At 69.5% G+C, this 13,759-nt stretch carries 14 protein-coding genes; 6 read left to right on the top strand and 8 right to left on the bottom strand.

Annotated features, from left to right (window positions below; genetic code table 11):
* The first annotated feature begins 105 nt into the window (after positions 1–105).
* Positions 106–1,065, top strand: coding sequence for a hypothetical protein (locus SK571_RS05105; protein ID WP_319982860.1), 960 nt, complete (start codon positions 106–108; stop codon positions 1,063–1,065).
* A 326-nt stretch (positions 1,066–1,391) separates the two neighbouring features.
* Here the strand turns inward: SK571_RS05105 and SK571_RS05100 are convergent, their stop codons facing one another.
* Positions 1,392–1,973 (bottom strand): NUDIX hydrolase, encoded by a 582-nt coding sequence (locus SK571_RS05100; RefSeq protein WP_319982859.1) that lies wholly within the window; start codon positions 1,971–1,973, stop codon positions 1,392–1,394.
* 121 nt (positions 1,974–2,094) lie between these two features.
* Between SK571_RS05100 and SK571_RS05095 the strand changes: the two genes are divergently transcribed.
* Complete coding sequence (locus SK571_RS05095) at positions 2,095–3,201, top strand: helix-turn-helix domain-containing protein (protein WP_319982858.1); 1,107 nt, start codon at positions 2,095–2,097, stop codon at positions 3,199–3,201.
* Between the two features lie 191 nt (positions 3,202–3,392).
* On the opposite strand, the gene SK571_RS05090 is transcribed toward SK571_RS05095, so the two are convergent.
* Positions 3,393–4,289, bottom strand: a complete 897-nt coding sequence (locus SK571_RS05090) for a ParB/RepB/Spo0J family partition protein (protein ID WP_319982857.1) — start codon at positions 4,287–4,289, stop codon at positions 3,393–3,395.
* A gap of 79 nt (positions 4,290–4,368) precedes the next feature.
* Entirely contained in the window at positions 4,369–4,761 is a 393-nt protein-coding gene (locus SK571_RS05085) for a CoA-binding protein (protein WP_319982856.1), read from the bottom strand.
* A 117-nt stretch (positions 4,762–4,878) separates the two neighbouring features.
* Here SK571_RS05085 and SK571_RS05080 point away from each other — a divergent pair, with 117 nt between their 5' ends.
* Entirely contained in the window at positions 4,879–5,301 is a 423-nt protein-coding gene (locus SK571_RS05080) for a YciI family protein (RefSeq protein WP_319982855.1), read from the top strand.
* Between the two features lie 51 nt (positions 5,302–5,352).
* On the opposite strand, the gene SK571_RS05075 is transcribed toward SK571_RS05080, so the two are convergent.
* Entirely contained in the window at positions 5,353–6,078 is a 726-nt protein-coding gene (locus SK571_RS05075; RefSeq protein WP_319982854.1) for a LysR substrate-binding domain-containing protein, read from the bottom strand.
* A 56-nt stretch (positions 6,079–6,134) separates the two neighbouring features.
* On the opposite strand from SK571_RS05075, the gene SK571_RS05070 reads away from it, so the two are divergent.
* Complete coding sequence (locus tag SK571_RS05070) at positions 6,135–6,500, top strand: DUF5997 family protein (protein WP_319983153.1); 366 nt, start codon at positions 6,135–6,137, stop codon at positions 6,498–6,500.
* Positions 6,501–6,504: 4 nt separating this feature from the next.
* On the opposite strand, the gene SK571_RS46335 is transcribed toward SK571_RS05070, so the two are convergent.
* The gene (locus SK571_RS46335) at positions 6,505–6,678 is read right to left on the bottom strand and encodes a hypothetical protein (RefSeq protein WP_406601941.1); all 174 of its coding nucleotides are present in this window, start codon (positions 6,676–6,678) and stop codon (positions 6,505–6,507) included.
* 50 nt (positions 6,679–6,728) lie between these two features.
* On the opposite strand from SK571_RS46335, the gene ligD reads away from it, so the two are divergent.
* Positions 6,729–7,673 (top strand): non-homologous end-joining DNA ligase, encoded by a 945-nt coding sequence (gene ligD / locus SK571_RS05060; protein ID WP_319982853.1) that lies wholly within the window; start codon positions 6,729–6,731, stop codon positions 7,671–7,673.
* The gene (locus tag SK571_RS05055; RefSeq protein ID WP_319982852.1) at positions 7,663–8,595 is read left to right on the top strand and encodes a DNA polymerase domain-containing protein; all 933 of its coding nucleotides are present in this window, start codon (positions 7,663–7,665) and stop codon (positions 8,593–8,595) included. The genes ligD and SK571_RS05055 overlap by 11 nt, the downstream gene beginning before the upstream one ends.
* Here SK571_RS05055 and SK571_RS05050 read toward each other — a convergent pair.
* The 3 genes from SK571_RS05050 to SK571_RS05040 form a co-directional block, all read right to left on the bottom strand.
* Positions 8,574–11,042 (bottom strand): caspase family protein, encoded by a 2,469-nt coding sequence (locus SK571_RS05050; RefSeq protein WP_319982851.1) that lies wholly within the window; start codon positions 11,040–11,042, stop codon positions 8,574–8,576. The two genes, SK571_RS05055 and SK571_RS05050, sit on opposite strands and share 22 nt — an antisense overlap.
* Positions 11,043–11,083: 41 nt before the next feature.
* Complete coding sequence (locus SK571_RS05045) at positions 11,084–11,962, bottom strand: hypothetical protein (protein WP_319982850.1); 879 nt, start codon at positions 11,960–11,962, stop codon at positions 11,084–11,086.
* 67 nt (positions 11,963–12,029) lie between these two features.
* On the bottom strand, positions 12,030–13,724 hold the full coding sequence (locus tag SK571_RS05040) for an ABC transporter family substrate-binding protein (RefSeq protein ID WP_319982849.1): 1,695 nt from the start codon (positions 13,722–13,724) through the stop codon (positions 12,030–12,032).
* Positions 13,725–13,759 lie beyond the last annotated feature (35 nt).

The following is a 13,759-nucleotide window of genomic DNA, read 5'->3' as shown; positions in this document are numbered from 1 at the left end:
CCCTTCCTCTGCCGACATTCACGTTCACCCGGATGGTGCATCCGGAGTAACGTCCGATCAGGTAAGCCCGACATGCCCGGCAAAGCATTTCCGCGCGGAGGACGGATGCCTGTCTCACCTGAGCAGCTGATGGAAGAACTGCGCACCTTGTGCCGAGGGCGCGGTGTGCAGACTCCCGGTATCGACTTGCACGTCGGTCCGGCGCTGCGCCAGGTCTGCGGCGTCGTCGAGACGGATGGCGCGGAAGCGGTGCGGACGAAACTGCGCGACTGGGTCGCGAACGCGGCACGCGCTTTCCCGGTGGAGGTCCGCAACGCAGTTCTGGCGCCGCTCGGACTGCACGACGACGCGCAGTTCCGGTTCCTCAACGAACGCATCGAGTGGCTCGCGAGACAACAGGACCGCGGTGCGCGAACGGTGCGCAGGAGGATGGATGCCGGACTGCAGCGCCTGGTGGAGGTGGCGCTGCAGCCGGCCCCTTCGACGACGCACGTGGCGCCGTCGGAACTGTGGCACGTCAAGGAGTTCGACGCGCTGCTGAAGCTGGACGGTCCGACGCCCGCGTGCACGGAACGCCGGACCGTGGTGGCCGACACCGACGGTGTCAACGAGATCGCGTGGTCGATCACGATCCCCTCCCCCACGCCCGACGGTGCTCCAGGCGACCTGGACGTGGAGGTGTTGCACGGGGTCGAGCTCATCGGCCACGAACGTCCGTCCCCGCGGCGCTTCCTGATGAAGCTGCGGTTGCCCCGACCCCTCAACGCAGGGCAAACGCACCAGTTCGCGCTCGAAGTGCGCGTGCCGCGCGGACAGTCGATGCGTCCGACCTACGTGTTCTGGCCGGAGCGGATGTGCGAGTCGTTCCGGCTGCGGGTGCGGTTCGACCGGGACGACCTGCCGGAGTCGGTGTGGCGCGTCGAGGAAGCCCTGGCGCGCGACACCGATGACCTGACGCCTTGGCCGCAGTCGTTGCCGCTGGACGAGATCGGTGAGATCGACGTGCAGTTCCCACACCCTCGTCAGGGCCGCGGCTACGGCGTGCAGTGGACGCCACGCGGATAGCCGGAGACGGTCAGATCATCTCGTTGCAGAAGTGCGGTTCCACGGCTGACACCTCCCTTTGATGGCCAGGGAGAACCGCAGTCCGAAGCGGAGTCAGATCATCGTCGCGATGAAGACGCTGCCGACCATGAATCCCACGAAAAGGCAGACAGCGGCAACTTTCACAACGGTGGCGAGTGAGCAGATCATTCTCATCGAAGAATTCACCTTCTCATTCTGACTGGCTTTCGGGCTGATGTTCTCGCCGATGCACCAAGAGTGGCTTTTCGCCAGTCGAATGAGAACGGGTTTCCTGTTTCACGCTGAATGAGGAAACCCTCTGGGCATTATTTCTGGTTCGTGCGGCGCAGTGCCATGACGAGCAGGGCGTGTGAACTGCCGGCGTGCGGGAGCATGCCCTGCCGGACGAGGTCGAGCGCGTGGCAGAACGGCATGGTCCGCACGCGCAGGTCCGCCTCACCGGGTTCGAGCGACGGCTCGCCCTGGGTGAGCTCGGTGGCCAGGAAGATGTGGTCGACGTGGTTGCTCAGGCTGTCGGCGCCGTGGATCTGGCCGAGCCGCTCCCACTTCGCCGCTCGCAGCCCGGTCTCCTCGGCGAGCTCACGACGTGCCGCGGCCAGCGGATCGGAGTCCGTCTCGTCGACCGCGCCGCCGGGTAGTCGCCACTCGGTGCCGCCGTGGGTGTAGATCCACTGACGAGTCAGCACGACCTCGTCGTCGTCCTGGATCGCGAGGACGGTGACCGATCCCGGCGCCACGACGTGCGTGTAGGTGCCATGACCGCCATCGGGTCTGACGACGCTGTCGGCGCGCACCTCGAACCACGGCGACCGGTGGACCACGTTGGTCGCCAAGCGCTGCCAGACCATCACCACACCAGCCGCCTCGTCGAACCGCGTCATCACCATGACTCACATGGAACCACCGCCGACGGCTCCAGATAGGCCCAGTTGATCGTCAATCACAGGCCAATTAATGGACATTCCGCATTCGGGTGTTTGACGACGTACACACTTCCGGGGGAGGGGGGTGAAGCCGTTGTCGCCCACGTTCGCCCAGGAGGTTCGCCGCCTGCGCAACGAGCGCGGGCTCTCACTCAGCCAGATGACCGGCCTCGTACCGTACAGCAAGGGACACCTCAGCAAGATCGAGAACGGTCAGGTTCACCCGAACCCCGAAATGGCCAGGCTCTTCGACAACGTCCTCCAGGCCGACGGTCACCTGATCGAGCTCGCCAACGCCCCGGCACGCCCGATCCCGAGCGACCACGCGACACTGCTCACCTTCGACTCGATGTTCGACCACCACCGCGCTCTCGGCCACCGGCTGAGCCCGGAGGTGGTGCTGTCGAGCCTGCGTCCCCAGGTCGACGCACTGAGTTCCATGGCCCGCTCCGCCGATGACCCGGGCCTCGGACGCGGCCTGTGGCTGCTGGCCGCCCGGTACGCCGAGTACGCGGGCTGGATGGAGCAGGAACGCGGTGACGACGCCTCGGCGGCCGAGCTCACCCGCCGCGCGGTCCAGTACGCCGCGAAGGGCGGCGACCCGGACCTGGAGGCCTACGCGTACGTCCGGGCCTCCGAGTTCGCGCTCTACCGCGGCGACGCCCACGCCACCGTGAACTTCGCCCGCCGCGCCGGCAAGTCCCGTTCCACCGCCGTGCAGGCCGTGGCCGCCCAGCGCGAGGCCCAGGGCTACGCCCTGGCGGGAGCCGCCGACCGCTGCCAGGCCGCTCTCGACCGCGCCGACGAACTCCAGCGCGCCGTGAGCGATTCCCGTTACGGCACAACGAGTCTCATCGACCAGGTGGCCATCGCGCGGGCCTGGTCGTTCCACGACCTCGGCCGCCACGCGGAGGCCGCCGCCATCCTCGACGACCAGATGCCGCTGATCGCCCCCACGGCCCTGCGCGCCCGCACCCGTTTCGGCCTGCGCAGGGCGCTGGCCCACGCCGCGGCGGGCGACGTCGACCACGCCTGCGAACTGGTCGAGGGACTGCTCGACGACATCCGGCAGGTGCAGTCCGCGACCGTCCACATCGACCTGACGGCGTTCAGCAAGCTGTTGTCGCGCTTACGTCCTGCGGCAGGGCGTGAGGTGGCGGGCGAGATCGGCGTCATCCTGTTCGACGGCTGAGCACGTCGCCCGGCCCTGATGGCGTCTGCAAGTACCGCCAACTCAACATCAACGGGCACTTTCCCGCCACCACCATGTCGGGTGTGGTTGACGGCGGTTCGATCAAGGGTTGGTGGTACTTGCAGACGCCCTTCGTCCCCAACGAGGCGCGAGGTGTTCCCCGGCCTTCGCCCGCAACCGCGGAAGCCGCCCTACACCGCGGTCCGCTGCCCTTCCCTCTCCAACGCCTCGGCCATCTCCACCCAGGCCTCCGCGCACCCGCGAGCCATGTCCGCCACCAGTTCCCGGCAGTGCGACGGCACCCCGGACACGACGGTGGCCCACTCGCCGGAGGACACCGCGTGCGCCTCCAGCCAGCGCAGCACCAGCCGCCCGTGCTCGTTGAACCGCAACGAGGGGTCGCGCCGCAGGATCGGCAGGGTGGCGTCGGGATCGCGCACCTCGGTCCGCCCGGCGGGCAGCACGGCCTCGGCGCGTTCGGCGGCGCGCATCCGTTCCGGCACCGGGTCCAGACCCGCGCTCAACCGGCGGCGGACGTCCCGGACCGTTCCCGGTGACACCCCGGCCGCGCGGGCGATGTCGCGCAGCGAGGCGTCGGGGCGTTCCTGGATCATGCGCCCGGCGAGGCGGCGGCCGGCGGAGGAGTTGACCGGCCTGAGTTTTCCGTCCCTGCCGACCCGCACCGGGGCCTGACCGCCCACCGCGCGGCGCAGCACGCCGACGGACTTGGCGGCGAGGCCCGTGGACGCGGCGATCGCGCGGTCCGACCACTGCGGGTGGGAGCGCAGCAGCCTCCTGGCCGCCGCCTCGCGGTCGGCGGTCGACAGCGTCGACAGGTTCAGCGACACCGCCAGCCCGAAGAGGTCCTCCGCGGGTCCGTCGACGTACTCGACCTCGACGGAGCGGCAGCCGCGCAGCACGGCGGCCTTCAGGCGGTGGGTGCCGTCGACGACCTTCATCGTCGGGCGGTGCACCACGATCGGTGGCAGATGGGCGCCGGAAGACGCCAGTGAACGGACGAAGTCATCGCTGAGGCCACGAAGCCGTGGCGAGTCCGCGGACCGCAGCGCGGTGATGTCTACGAGCATGCTGAATCAAGCCCCCCAGGCTGAATCTCCCCGGAACCCCCAGGTGTCCGGAGACGACCAGAGCAGGTTAGCTACTCGTTCAACGGGAGCGCCACTCAATCGCGGGACAGACGTCCATCACCATGTGCAGTCCGGCCTCACGCGTGCGCGCGTACGCCTCGTCGTCGACCACGCCGAGCTGGAACCAGACCGCCTTCGCGCCGATCGCGACGGCCTCGTCCGCGAACTGGCCCGCGTCCTCCGAGCGGCGGAACACGTCCACGACGTCGACCGGGAACGGGATGTCCGCCAGCGTCCGGTAGCCCTGCTCACCGTGCACGGTCTCGGCGGACGGGTGCACGGGCACGATCTTCTTCCCGCGTTGCTGCAGGAAGCGGGCCACGCCGTGTGCCGCGCGGGACGGGTTGTCCGAGAGCCCGACGATGGCCCAGACCTGGCAGTTCTCGAGGATCCAGTCGACGTCTCCACTCATGCTGACCACCCTAATCCTGTGACCCCGGTCACAATTGCCGGAAGCCGGTCGAAACACCGGGGTCCCCGATCGACGCCTGAGTACAAACGCACCTGACACCAGCCAGAGGAGATCGAGATGCGGTTCATGGTCATCGTCAAGGCGAACGAGGACACCGAGAACTTCGTCATGCCCACCGCCGAGGAGCTGGCCGCGATGGGCGACTACAACGAGGAGCTCGTCAAGGCCGGGGTGATGCTCGCGGGCGACGGTCTCTACCCCAGTGCCAAGGGCGCGCGGGTCGCGTTCGACGGCAAGGGCGGCACGACGGTCATCGACGGTCCGTTCGCCGAGACCAAGGAACTGATCGCCGGCTTCTGGATCTGGGAGCTGCCGTCGCTGCAGGACGCCGTGGAGTGGCTGAAGAAGGCGCCGTTCCAGACCGGTGAGGTCGAGATCCGGCAGATCCACGGCCCCGAGGCGTTCGAGAGCGTCGTCACGCCCGAGATCCAGGCGCAGGAGGACCGGTTGCGCGAGCAGATCGCCGCGCAGGGTCAGTGAGCGCGGGCCGGGGCCGGGCGGCGAGCGTCCGGCCCCGCGACCGTGGTCAGGTCAGCGTCCGCGGCGCGGTTTCGCGCGCTTCGCGGGCTGCTTCTTCTGCTGCGGCGCCGGGCCGCGCCGCTGCTTCGGTGCCTGTTTGGGCGCCTGCTTGGGCGTCTGCTTCGGGGCGGGCTCGGCCGCGGGGCCGCGGGTGCTGTTGGCCGTGCGGCCGCGCACGATGCCGATCATGTGCTCGATCAGCTCGGGGTTCTCGTCGCGGATCGGGAACGACAGCGCGACTCGGGACTGCGGCGCGTCGGACAGCGGCACGTACTTCAGGTCCTTGCGGTGGTGCAGGCGGGCCAGCGACTGCGGCACGACCAGCAGGCCGACGCCCGCCGCCACGACCTCGATGGCGTCCGCGGTGGTGGCGGGACGTTCGACGGGCGGCTGACCGGGCACCTCGTCCCAGCCCAGCGTGTCGTCGAGCGGCTGCCACAGGACGTGCTCCGCCAAGTCCTCAAGGGACAGTTCGTCGGCCGCGGCGAACTCGTGGTCCTTCGGGAACACGACGACGGTGGTCTCGGTGTAGAGCGGGATCGCGTGCAGGTCCTCGCGGTCGCCCGGCAGCCTGAGCAGCGCGGCGTCGGCCTCGCCGGCGCGCACCCTGGCGGCCGCTTCGGCGACGGGTACCTGCACGAGGGTCAGCTCGGTCTCCGGCAGGCGTTCCTGCCAGACCCGTGCCCACTTGCCCGGCGTCACGCCTGGGACGTACGCGAGCGTGAACGATCCGGTCACGCGCTGAGGCTACCGGACGCAGCGGTTACTCTTTGCGCATGAAGTCGCAGCAGACCATGAAGCCCGCCACCGCCGCCAAGAAGCTCGGCGTGTACCTCGAGGCGACGCCCGAGGAGTTCCAGGCGGGCGTGGTGTCGCGCGACGAGCTGAACGAGCTGCAGGCCAACCCGCCGCGGTGGCTGGCAGACCTGCGCAGCAACGGTCCGCACCCCAAGCAGCTCATCGCGCAGAAGCTCGGCATCTCGACCAGTGGCCTGGTGCGTGCCGGCATCACCGAGGCGCTGACCACCGAGCAGATCAACGCGCTCAAGGAGGAGAACCCGGACTGGCTGGTGCGCGAGCGCGCCACCTACAAGGAGTTCAAGGCCGAAGAGGCGCGTCTGGCGGAAAAGGCACGCCTCGAGGAAGCAGAAGCGGAATAACGGCTCAGCCCAGCACGAACGGGATCTCCAGCTCACCCAGTTCGGCGCGCTCCGCACCTGTCGGGGCGCGCCGTCCCGTTCCCACGAGCAGCACGTCCGTGTCGGCGCCTGCGCCGACGGCCCGCGTCCCGCCGACCGCCTTGAGCAGCGCCCCGAGCGCAAGCGAAAACAGGTCCACAGCCGCAAACTACAACGATCGAGGGCGGACGAACCGTTAGGTTGGTGGGCATGGGCAAGTCCCCGGCTGTGGAGCTCGAGGTGGAGGACCGCGTCGTGCGGATCTCCAACCCCGACCGCGTCTACTTCCCCGCGCGTGGCGAGACGAAGCTGGATCTCGCGAACTACTACCTGTCCGTCGGTGACGGCATCGTCCGCGCGCTGCGCGAACGGCCGTGCATGCTGCACCGCTTCCCCGAGGGCGTCACGGGCGAGAAGGTGCACCAGAAAAGGCTTCCGAACGGTGCGCCGCCGTGGATCCGGACGGTCCGGGTGCACTTCCCGCGCTACAACCGCCACGCGGACGAACTGTGCGTCACGCACCCAGCGGACGTGATCTGGGCCGTGCAGATGTCCACTGTGGAGTTCCACCCGTGGAACTCGCGCGCCGCGGACACCGAGAAGCCCGACGAGTGGCGCATCGACCTCGACCCCGGCCCCACGTGCTCGTTCGACCGCGTGCGGCGAGTGGCACTGGTGGTGCAGGAGGTGCTGGCGGAACTGGGCGCGACGGGGTTCCCGAAGACCTCGGGCTCGAAGGGCCTGCACATCTACGTGCGCATCAAGCCCGATTACGGGTTCCAGGACGTGCGCAAGGCGGCGCTGGCGTTCGCGCACGAGGTCGAACGACGCGCGCCCGACGACGTCGAGACCACGTGGTGGCGCAAGGACCGCGACCCGTCACTGGTCTTCGTGGACTACAACCAGAACACGCGCGACCGGACGATCGCCAGCGCCTACTCGGTGCGCGGCAATCCCGAGGCGACGGTGTCCACTCCGATCCGGTGGGACGAGATCCCGGACGTCGACCCGCACGAGTTCACCATCGCGACCGTGCCGAAGCGCTACGCCGAACTGGGCGACCTGCACGCCGGGATCGACGACGCGGTCTGGTCGATCGAACCGCTGCTGGAGTGGGCCGCCCGAGACGAACTCGAGGTCCCCGATGAGCAGTAGCCCGCTGAAGTTCTCGTCGCTCGACCAGCCGTTGTTCGGCGGCCTGCTCAAGGGCGACCTGGTGGAGTACCTGGACTTCGTGGCCGACCGGTTCGTGCCGGTGCTCGCCGGGCGGCAGCTGTCGGTGTGGCGGATCCTGCGCGGCCAGGACCCGTTCATGCAGAAGAACGTCCCCAAGTACACGCCGGACTACGTCAGGACCGTCGAGGTCTGGGCTGAGGCGTCGCACCGGAAGATCAAGTACGCGATCTGCGACGACAAGCAGACGCTGATGTGGTTCGCGAACCAGCGCGCGGTCGAGTACCACGTGCCGCTGTACCTCGGTGACCACTTCGGCGACGACCACCACCAGACCCACCTGGTGCTCGACATCGACCCGCCGGAGGGCGCCGGGTTCGACGTCGTGGTCGGGTCGGCGCTGCTGGTGCGCGAGGCGCTCGCCCAGACCGGCCTCGAAGGCGCGGTCAAGACCAGCGGTGCCAAGGGTGTGCACATCTTCGTACCGCTGGAGGAGCACTCCCCCGACGACGTGGCCGCGGCGACGCGCGCGGTGGCCGTGCGGGCGGAGAAGCTCGACCCGTCGCTGGCGACCACCGCCTACATCCGGGCCGAACGGGGCGGGAAGGTGTTCCTGGACTCGACGCGCGCCTGGGGTGCCACGGTCGTCGCCGCCTACAGCCCCCGGTTGCGCGAGGGCCTGCCGATCTCGTTCCCCGTGCCGTGGGAGTCGCTGAAGGACGTCACACCGGCCGACTTCACGATCAGGACCCGGTTCGACGGCGACCCGTGGACCGAGCTGATGCCGAAGCCGCAACGCCTGCCCGCCGACCTGATCGCCGAGGGGCACACCATCCCGGTCGCCCGCGTGGCCGCGATGCACGAGGGCAAGCGCCGGAAGGCTCAGCGGGAGCGCGAGAAGTAGGCGACCACCGCCGCCGCGAGTGGCAGCGTCACGTGGGCGATGCTGGTGAACGTCGGTTCGTTCGCGGACACGTAGTCGCTGGCGCGCACCAGAAGCCCGGCCGCGACGGCGACGCACGCGGCGAACCTGGCGGTGCCGGTGGTCAGGCTGACGATCAGCGGCACGACGATCAGCCCGGCCAGGCTCGCGTGGGTGATGTACAGCGGCGCCTCGACGGTCATCGTGATGACCGCGTCCAGCAACAACAATGCGGGCGCGATCGTGCTGAGCCAGTGCCCGTCCCGCCAGGTCCGGTACGCCGCGAGGCAGGTGAGCGCGGCCGCGGTGGCGATCACGGTGACGTCCTCGCCGTCGCCGTTGATCGACGTCAGGTCGTGAGCCGCGTAGGCGACGACGTAGACGCCCAGCGCTCCCAGCCCGCCGCCCGCGACCGCCAGCCACCACGGGGTCGTCGTGCAGGCGACGGCCAGTGCTGTCGCCGCCAGCGCGTACGGCACCCAGGTGAAGTCGTCGCCGCTGAGCAGGCCCGTCGTGCCGGCCAGCAGGCCCAGTGCGGCGCCGGGTGCCCAGGGGTGGTCGCGGCAGGTGATCACGAACAGCGCCGCGACCAGCGCCCACGGCCACACCGCGGCGAACACGAAGGTGTGGGGGCTGGAGTCGCCGAGGCGGCCGAGGATGCCGCCGGGGATCGCCATCAGGCTGACGACCAGGAGCGCCAGGGCCAGGCCCGCGGCGAGGCGGGGCAGCGTGGCTACGAGTGCGGCGGAAGGTGTGGCCACGGCGGCCGGTGTCTCGCGGCTCACGGACGGGTCCGGCCCGGCAGATGCGTGGCTCGCGGCCGTACCCGACTCGGCCTGCGCCCGGCGACTCGCGGCCGTACCCGACTCGGCCTGCGCCTGACGGCTCGCGGACGTGTCCGACTCAGCCGCTGCCTGGCGTCGCGCCGGCGCGCCTGACTCGGCCGTGCCTGAGCCGGACGCGGTGAGCAAGGCCTGCTTCGGCCTCTTCGGAATCGATCCCGCCTGGCCCCCTCCGGGGGAGGCAGAAGGCCCCACTCCCATCGTCTCAGGCGGCACCGACAGTTTTCGGGCGGTCGTGTCGTGCCTGTCCGGGAGCTTCGAGGTCGGCGCCGGTGCGGCCTTCTCCCCCAGCGCCTCGCGGGCCGCCGACGCCACCATGCGGCTGTCGTCCTCCGTCAGCCTCCGCAACGCCAGCCGCGCCGCCAGCACCCGCCCCTCGTGCGCGACCGACAGCATCCGCCGCAGCTCGGGGACCGCGCCCGCACGCACGCCCGGCAGCGAGTGGTCGATCGCCTCCTGCAGTTCCGCCGGCAGCGCGGCCGGCACCGAGACCGGACGGGCGCGGCGGGCGATGCGCAGGTCGCCTCGCACGTCGAGCATCCACTTGCCGGGGGTCTGGTGCGGGGTCACGCGGCGGACCCGGTCGTAGACGTACTCGTAGAGTTCGTCGAGGCCCACGTGGCCGTCCTGGTCGCGGTCGGCGTCGCCCGACTCCAGGCCCTCCACCAGGGCCGAGGTGAAGACCGACGGTTCGCTCTCCGACGAGTCGGCGACGGCCGCGCCCTCGAAGGCGTACTCCATGGCCGACGAGGCGGTGATGACGGCCCGGCCGCTGCCGCCGAACTGCTCCTCCAGGCCGACGGAACCGCCCGCGCGGGCGACCATGCCGCGGCCGAACGCGCCGGAGTAGCAGCAGTCCAGCAGCAGCACGATGCGGCGGGAACGGGAGCGGTTCATGCGGCGGGCCACGAAGTCCGCGGACACGGCGGTGCCGGCCAGGCGGGAGAGCTTGGTGCCGGACGTGGCGAAGTGGAGTTCTCCGGCCTCGTCCTTCACGCCGTGGCCGGAGAAGTGCAGGACCAGGAGGTCGTCCGGTTCGCGGTCGGCGAAGAAGTCCTCGACGGCCTCGTTCACCACGGCGGCCGGGGAGTTGATCAGCGTCCGCACGTGGAAGCCGCCGACGCGCGGGTCCGCGAGCACCTCGCCCAGGCGGGCGGCGTCATGGGCCGGGGCGCGCAGGGAGGACAGGCCGGGGTCGGCGAACTCGTGGCTCGCGATGATCAACGCGTAGCGGTGGAGGTGGCGGCCGAGCCACGCGGAGCGCTGGGCCAGCTCTGCTTCCGACGGGTCGCCGGTCAGTTCCAGCGGATCCCCGTCGGCCTCGACGGTCACCGAACGCTCGCGGCGCTGGCCGAGCCACGACGACACCGCGTTGATCAGGGCGGCCAGCACGGTCGACTGGGAGACGGTGGTCAGCAGCGTGCCGAGCTCGTTCAGGTCGACGGCCTTGGTGCCCTCGGGGGCCTCGCCGGGAACGCCGGAGACGGCGACCAGTTCCGTCAGCTCCGTCCGCAGGAACGCGGTGAGCTGCTCGATGCGCTCGTCGTCGGCGCCGTCTTCGCGCACGCGCAATGTGACGTCGGTCATAGCTGCCTCCTAGAAGGAGGTCGCTCACCGGGCACGAAGCATTACGACGGGTCGGAACCCCGCAAGGCCGCCCACCACAGGCCCAGCACCGCGGCGATCACCGTGGCCGTGATCCAGCCGGTGAACCCGCTGCCGTCCAGGTAGGCCCAGAACAGGCCGACGACCGGCGCGGGCACCATGAACACCGCGTCGACCCGCAGCTGAGCGGCCAGGCCGCGCGGCGCGCGCGTGTCCGGATCGGGCTGCACGGGGTTGTCGAGCCGGCGGCCGCGCGGGTGCTTGGTCACCGGGCGGCCGGACGGGTAGAGGGTCACGCCGTCGACGACGGCGACCCGGCCGCCGCGCAGTTCGGCGTCCGACGGCGACGGCAGCGTCACGAGCACCGGGTCGTAGTAGACGGGCAGCCAGCGCTCGACCGGCCCCTCGATCTCCAGCCACGACCGCACCATCAGCCCGGACTGCAGCCGGATCCGCCGCACGGACACCGTGGTCCCTTGCGCACGTGCCGAACGCACCGCCAGCAGAAGCCGCACGGCACCGGCGAGGACCACCAGCAGCGCCACCGCGACGGAGAACGTCACGCCGCCCAGCGCCCGGTCGGTCTCCAGGAACAGGTCCGAACCGGGGATCACGGCACGCGACGGGTCCGCTGGGTCGAACGCCACCTGCGTCTGCTTCCCGACGACGCGCGCACCGTTCTCGTAGGCGACGCGGGCGGTCCCGGACGGCCAGCGCACCTCGACCGCACCGTCCGCGAACGACACGACCTCGCCCGTGTCACGGGACGTCAGCGACGCCAGCACCGCCCGATCGTCCGAATAGGACAGCCAGGAGAACAACGCGACCACGAAGCACACGACCAGAACGACAGCCGTGGTGAACAGCCCGTAGCGCAGCGCACGTACCCGGGAACGCGACAAAGCAAGCTCCAAACAGAAAGAAACGGCCCGGCGGAAAGACCCGCCGGGCCGTCGACAGCCACCTACATCACTCGGTGAAGCCCATGTTGATGTAGTCGTACGGACGGTTCGCGTACGCGACGGCACCGAAGTTGGCGACGTTGCTCTTCACCGCGACCGCGCCGGGCAGCTGGTACAGCGGCAGCTGGGCGCCCAGCTCCCAGATCTTCTTGTCGGCCTCGTTGGCGAGCTCGAGACGCTTGGTCTCGTCGAGCTCACCGTTGGCCTGCTCGAGCAGCTTGTTGACCTCGTCGGAGCCGATCCGGCCGTAGTTCTGGTTGGTGCTGGCCGGGTCGAGCGTGTAGATGCCCTTGCTGTCCGAGATCGGCGTGGCCGAGGCCAGCCAGCGGAAGCCGGTCATGTCGAAGTTGCCGACGTTCACGAACTGCTTGAAGAAGTCGGTCGACGGCACGGCCTGGATGTCGACCTTGGCGCCGATCTCCTTCAGCTGCGACTGCACGAGCTTCGCGATCTGGTCGGAGGTGGGGTTCGGCGTCGGGATGACGTAGCGGACGACGAGCTCCTTGCCGTCCTTCTTGCGCGTCTCGCCCTCGAGCTTCCAGCCCAGCTCGTCGAGCTGCTTCTTCGCGGCTTCCTTGTCGAACGACGCCACGGACGAGTTGTCCTTGTAGCCGGCCGAGCCCAGCAGGAAGAAGTGGTTACCGGTGACCTGCGCGTCGCCCTTGATCATCTGGCCGAGCAGCGCCTTGGTGATGGTCTTGGTGTCGATACCGCGCTGCAGCGCGACGCGGAGCTTCGCGTCCTTGAGGATCGACGTGTCCGCACCGTTGAACGTGATGTGCGAGTAGTCCGGCGTGATCGCCTGGCGGATCGTCACACCCTGCATCGACTTGGCACGCGTGAAGTTGTCGATGCTGGAGCCGATGTCGAAGAAGTCGATCTGGCCGTTGGCGAGCGCGTCCGCGAGCGCGGGGCGGTCGACCTGGCGGAACGTGATCTTCTCGAGCTTCGGCTTCGGGCCCCACCACGCCGGGTCCTGCACGACGGTCACGAGCTTGGCGGTGCGGTCGATCGTGCCGATCTTGAACGGACCGGCGGTGATCTTCGGGGCGTCGGCCCAGCCCTTGTTGAACTCCTCGGGCGAGGAGGACATGGCCTTCGGGTAGAGCGGTGAGAACAGGCCACCCTGCCACTCGGCGAACTTCTTCTTGAAGGTCACCTTGACGTCCTGGTCGGTCGCGCCCTTCTCGACCTTCTCGATGTCCTCGTAGCCGGTGGTGCCGGCGACCTCGAAGGCCTTGTCGGTCCCGTTCAGGGACTTCCACATGGCCTCGAAGTCCTGCCAGGACAGCGCGGTGCCGTCCGACCACTTCGCCTTGGAGCTGATCTTGTACTCGACGACCTGCGGGTCGGAAGAAGCGAGCTTCGCGTCGTCGAGGACGTCCTTGTTGACGACGATCTTCGAGTCGGGCTGCTGCTTGAACAGGTTCGGCATCACCGTGTCGATCATGCGGCGGCCGTCGGCGTTGGTGCCGTCGAGCTGGTTGTAGTTCCAGTTGTCCGGCAACTGGTCGACCGGCCAGCGGAACTCGCCGCCGTCCTTGACCTTGGACGCGTCCTGCGGGTTGATGTCCGCTTGGCCGATCGCGTTGTCCGCGCCCTTGAGCCCGGAGTTCGCGTTGTTGCTGGGCCCCCCACACGCGGTAAGCGTGAGGGCGACGACGGCCAGCGCGGTCACTCCCACCTTGGTACGTCGACTCACTGTCGTGAACCTCCCTCGTGCCCGGACACCAGTTG

Source organism: Lentzea kristufekii (genome assembly GCF_033949925.1).
Lineage (GTDB): Bacteria > Actinomycetota > Actinomycetes > Mycobacteriales > Pseudonocardiaceae > Lentzea > Lentzea kristufekii.
This window is presented reverse-complemented; position numbering and strand designations above follow the sequence as displayed.

Excerpts from the sequence above, each read along its gene's own strand:
- SK571_RS05050 (WP_319982851.1), bottom strand. The coding sequence starts at position 11,042 with ATGACCGACGTCACATTGCGCGTGCGCGAAGACGGCGCCGACGACGAG.
- ligD (WP_319982853.1), top strand. The coding sequence starts at position 6,729 with ATGGGCAAGTCCCCGGCTGTGGAGCTCGAGGTGGAGGACCGCGTCGTG.
- SK571_RS05100 (WP_319982859.1), bottom strand. The coding sequence starts at position 1,973 with ATGGTGATGACGCGGTTCGACGAGGCGGCTGGTGTGGTGATGGTCTGG.
- SK571_RS05080 (WP_319982855.1), top strand. The coding sequence starts at position 4,879 with ATGCGGTTCATGGTCATCGTCAAGGCGAACGAGGACACCGAGAACTTC.
- SK571_RS05085 (WP_319982856.1), bottom strand. The coding sequence starts at position 4,761 with ATGAGTGGAGACGTCGACTGGATCCTCGAGAACTGCCAGGTCTGGGCC.
- SK571_RS05070 (WP_319983153.1), top strand. The coding sequence starts at position 6,135 with ATGAAGCCCGCCACCGCCGCCAAGAAGCTCGGCGTGTACCTCGAGGCG.
- SK571_RS05090 (WP_319982857.1), bottom strand. The coding sequence starts at position 4,289 with ATGCTCGTAGACATCACCGCGCTGCGGTCCGCGGACTCGCCACGGCTT.
- SK571_RS05105 (WP_319982860.1), top strand. The coding sequence starts at position 106 with ATGCCTGTCTCACCTGAGCAGCTGATGGAAGAACTGCGCACCTTGTGC.
- SK571_RS05055 (WP_319982852.1), top strand. The coding sequence starts at position 7,663 with ATGAGCAGTAGCCCGCTGAAGTTCTCGTCGCTCGACCAGCCGTTGTTC.